Here is a 4,650-nt window from a genome sequence, read left to right as displayed (position 1 = left end):
GCCGCGGGAGGGGTGTCCGGCGGAGACGACCCCGCGTGAAGCCGGTCACTGCGGACCGGCGGTGGCGCGGACCTCGTCGTCGTAGGGACTATCCTCGACCCGTGACCAGAGACCCCGCCCCCGCCACCGACACCCAGGTCAGTCCGCTTCTCGTCACGGCGCGCGAGCTCATCGCCGACGTCGCCACCCTCCCGCCCCCCGTCATCCTGGACGTGCGCTGGCAATTGGGCGACCCGAACGGCCGCGAGCACTACTACTCCGGCCACATCCCGGGCGCGCAGTACGTCGACCTCACCTCCGACCTCGCCGGGCAGCGCAACGTCCGCGAGGGTCGCCACCCGCTGCCCACGCCCGAGGACTTCGAGGCGGCGCTGCGCCGCGTCGGGATCAACAACGACGACCGCGTGGTGATCTACGACGACTGCGGCAGCACCTCCGCCGCGCGCGCCTGGTGGCTGATGCGCTGGGCGGGCAAGCAGGACGTGTACCTGCTCGACGGGGGGCTCAAGGCGTGGATCGCCGAGGGCGAGGACCTGGCGGTGGGGCCGGGCAACCCGGTGGAGCGCGGCGATTTCACCTTTGAGCTCGACCACATGCGCACGGCCGACATCGACCAGACGGCGGCGACTCCCGACGAGGGCGTGCTGGTCGACGTCCGCGCGGCCGAGCGCTACGCGGGCCACACCGAGCCGATGGACTCGCGGGCCGGCCACATCCCCGGCGCCATCAACCTGCCCACGACGTCCTTCCTCGACGAGCGCGGCCGGTTCCTGCCCGCCGAGCGCATCCGCGCGATGTTCGCCGACATCGGCGTGACCAGCGGCCAGGACACGGTGGTGTACTGCGGTTCCGGGATCCACGCCTGCCACGCGCTCGCGGCCATGGAGGTCGCCGGGCTCGAGGCGGGGCGGCTGTTCCCGGGGTCGTGGTCGCAGTGGTCGGCGGACCGCCGGCGGCCCATCGCGATCGGCGAGGCCCCCCGCTAGATCCGGCCGGGTCACCACTGGGCCGCGCCGCCTGGCGGTCAACCCCACCGCCGCTGACTACCCTCTGTGGACATGGTCGTGTTCTGGTTCCTCCTCGCTCTGGTGCTGCTCGTGGCGGCGCTCGTCCTCCTCCGCCTGGACGCGAGGCAGCGCGGCGGGTCCGGGCGCGCGACGCCGCCGGCGGCCGGTGCGGGCCCGGCGGGGGAGAAGGACGCGACGGGCGACGACGACGAGGCCCCGCCCGCCGCCACCCCGGCGGACGGGGTGGACGACGCCCCGGCCCCGCACGACGAGGAGCCCGGGGCCCCGCGGCTGGCGCCGTTCCAGCGGCCGGCGGTCCCCGGCGGTGAGCAGGAGCGTCCGGCGGAACCGGCGAGTGCCGCCGCCGAACCGGCCGCCGCCGCCGAGCCCGCGCAGCTGGAAACCGACGAGCCGGTGGGTGCCGCCGGCCTGGCCCCTCTCGAGCCCGCCGACACCGAACTCACCGCCGCGTCGTCCCCGCGGCTGCTCGACCGGGTGCGCGCGTTCCTGCCCGTCCGCCGCCTGAACGGGCGACCGGCCGACGCCGCACCCGAGGCCCCCCCGGTCGATCCGCTTGCCGGCTCGCCCGTGGTCCGCTGGCTGGAGGACCGCGAGTTCGAGCCGACCCCCACCCCGGCGCCCGAGTTCCGGCACGGCGACTTCTCGGGCGGGTTGAGCGCGCTGGGCACGGTCTCGCACGGGATGTTCCGGGGCCGCCGGGCGATCATGGGGGTCACCGGGGGCCGCACCGTCCTGGCCCTGCGCCGCGACACCGCCTCCGACGTGGTCCTGGACCTCAGCCGTCCCGACGTCGACGCCGAACCCGGGTTCCACGACGCCGGCGAGGTGGCCGCGCTGGAGGCGAGGACCTCGGACTTCGGGCGGCTGGACCTGATCGACCGCGACCGCCTGGCCGACGCCGTCCGCGACGTGCCCGCCGACGTGCGCCGCGTATGGGCCGAGGGCGAGTGGGTGGCCGCGACCATCGACGGCGTGGACGACCCGTCCACCTGGGACGACGTGGTGATGGCGCTCCACGGTGCGGCCGATGTGCTGGCCCCGTTCCCGCCGATCGGCGGCCGGGCCCGGGCGCTTCCGGCCGAGATCGATCCGGGGTCCCCTGGCGCCGCCGACGGCCCGGAGGCCGACCCCACGGTGGGGATGGACGGCGAGGTCGGCACCGGGACGCACGGGGTCGCGGCGCCGGCCCCGGCGCCCTCGCCCGCCGAGCCGGTGGCGGGGGAATCCGGCGCGCCCGAGCCCGACGCGCCCGAGCCCGACGCGCCCGAGCCCCGGCGGGCCGGGCACCTGCGTCTGGTGCCGGACCGCACGGGCGTCCGTGATCTCACCGGCGAGCCCGTGGTGCCCGACCGCGGGGACGCGCCCGCGGCGCCGGCCGACGAGACGCCTGCCGAGCAGACGCTGGCAGAGCAGACGCCCGCGGAGGAGCCCGACCCCTTCGCGGAGATCATGGAGCCCTCCGGGCCCGTGCCTTCCCGCGGGGACGTGGCCGCCGACCACCTGGAACCCAGGCCGCCGCTGTCCCGGCCCACCCGCGGCGTCGGCCAGGCGTTCCCCGCGGACGCCTCGGTGCCGCCGCTCGCCGCCGGCGCGGCCACGAACGGCGCCGGCATCAAGCCCCTCGGTTCCGAGGACGACCAGGACGAGATCCGCACCGAGGTCGAGCGGTTCGATGCCGCCCGCATCGACGGCGGATCCGACCTCGACACCGGGACGGGCGGACGCCACGGCTCGGTTGGCGTCGACCATGAGGCGGGCGAGGACGCGGGTCGGCTGTCGGTCGCGGAGCTCGCGGCCAAGATGGGGGCCACACCGTCGGGCGGACGTCGTCGGCATCGTCGCGCGGAATCCGAGAGCCACCCCGACTCCGGGGAGGCGGCCCCCGGTCGCGAGCGCTCCGGCGTGGAGCCGGACGTGGAGCAGACGACCCGCATCCAGATCCCGCCGGATCTGCGGGACTGACGGTCTCCGGGATCGACCGGCCCCGACGACAGGACCCGCCCGCGCAGTCGCGCGGGCGGGTCCTGTCGGTACCGGGTGTGTCAGCTGGCTGAACTCAGCAGCCCGGTGACGGTCGGGCTGGACAGCGGGGCGACGTCATAGCCGACCGAGTCGGAGAGGCTGGAGGTCACCGGGCTGGTCAGCGACCCGAGGTCGAGCGATCCGGTGTCGGGGACGGGGGCGACGGACTCGCCGTTCTTGCCCGCGACGATCACCACGGCGGGGTTCGGCGTGGACCCCTTCCATTCGTTGTAGTCGAACCAGATCGTGACCAACTCCACCGAGTAGCGGTGGGTGCCCGTCCGCTCGGCGCGATCGATCTCATCGGTCGGGAACGTGATCGAGGTGCCGGTCGCGGGCATCGCTACCGGCTCGCCCACGGGCAGCGCGTCGCGGAAGAGCTGGACCAGTGTGCCCTCGGGGAAGTTCATCGCGGGCCGCGCGAAGGTCGTGGTGACGTTGACGGGCAGGGACTCCTCGCCGAGCTGGCCGACATTGGCGCGGACGGTGAAGTTCGTGTTCCAGAACACGGTGGGCTTGTCGGTCAGGGTGAGGACGATGGTGTCCTGGCTCGGACTGATGTTGCCCGTCACCCCCGAGTACTCGGCGATGACCGTCCGCGGCTGGTCCGGATCACCGTCCGGGATGCGGGGGAACTGGTGCTGGATGATGGCGAAGCCCTGGGCGTTCGGGCTGGCGGTGCCGATGATCAGGTTGGTCGCCTGGTCGCGGAAGGTGACGGTGCCCTGCGAGATCTCCCCGGCGGTCGCGTACGGGGCCGCGACCTGTGCCTGGAGCGTGACGGGGATCGACGAGTCGGCCGTCTGGTCGCCGCCGACGATGTTGGTCGTCGAGTTGAGGATGTTCGGCGCGACGTCGGCGACCGTGGTGAGCGACAGCTGCGCGGCGTTGGCGCTGACCGCACAGGAGATCGAGGCTCCGCCGGTCCCCGTGCCGGCGGCCGAGGTGCCGCGGCTGTAGCCGAACTGGGTGTTCGCGCCGTTGTTGGCCGCTGCGGCGCCGGCGCCGGGGAGGCCGAAGACGACCTGTGCACCGGGCGTCACCGGAGCGCGCATGGCGAAGGTGACCGCGGGCAGGCGGAACGCGCCGCTGGTGTTCTTCTGGAGTCCTGAGTTGTTGCTGGTGCCCGTGGAGGTTCCGTAGGCGGCCGAGGTGCCGCCCCAGATGCGGTGGACGTTGGTGCCCGTCGCCGTGACCTTGGTGGTCGGGTTGACGGTCGCCAGCGCCGGTGTGCCCGAGCTGAATCCCGATTGGCCGCCCGCGAGGGTGGCGGTGAGATTGGTGACGTTGGTCGGCGACTGGATGTCGTAGGTGAAACGACCCGATCGGACGGTGTTCGCCGACATCTCACCCGCCTGGACGGTGACGTTGAAGAACGCGCCCGGCGCCACGCTCTCGGGGTAGGTGACCGTGACGTCGTTGGTCCACGTGCCCGCACCGCCGACGTTCAGCGCGTTGTCCGGGGTGCACGTGTAGGTGACCGCCACGGTCTCCGTCTTCGGAGGCTCCGGCTCGGTCTGTGCGGTCGCCGTGGGGGCGAGGGCGAGGGCGGTGGCCAGCGGCAACGCGGCACCTGCCACCCTGTCTCTTATACACATCT

At 74.0% G+C, this 4,650-nt stretch carries 3 protein-coding genes; 2 read left to right on the top strand and 1 reads right to left on the bottom strand.

Features of this window, described 5'->3' with window-relative positions; all coding sequences use genetic code 11:
• The first annotated feature begins 101 nt into the window (after positions 1-101).
• Together B4M60_RS12925 and B4M60_RS12920 are read left to right on the top strand one after the other, a co-directional pair.
• Positions 102-986, top strand: coding sequence for a sulfurtransferase (locus B4M60_RS12925; RefSeq protein WP_291084685.1), 885 nt, complete (start codon positions 102-104; stop codon positions 984-986).
• A 72-nt stretch (positions 987-1,058) separates the two neighbouring features.
• Positions 1,059-2,990, top strand: coding sequence for a hypothetical protein (locus B4M60_RS12920; protein WP_291084682.1), 1,932 nt, complete (start codon positions 1,059-1,061; stop codon positions 2,988-2,990).
• 80 nt (positions 2,991-3,070) lie between these two features.
• Here B4M60_RS12920 and B4M60_RS12915 read toward each other — a convergent pair.
• Positions 3,071-4,650: hypothetical protein (locus B4M60_RS12915; RefSeq protein ID WP_291084679.1), on the bottom strand; the 1,580-nt coding region annotated here is incomplete at its 5' end.

This window comes from Dietzia sp. UBA5065 (assembly GCA_002415925.1).
GTDB lineage: Bacteria > Actinomycetota > Actinomycetes > Mycobacteriales > Mycobacteriaceae > Dietzia.
This window is presented reverse-complemented; position numbering and strand designations above follow the sequence as displayed.

Excerpts from the sequence above, each read along its gene's own strand:
- B4M60_RS12920 (WP_291084682.1), top strand. The coding sequence starts at position 1,059 with ATGGTCGTGTTCTGGTTCCTCCTCGCTCTGGTGCTGCTCGTGGCGGCG.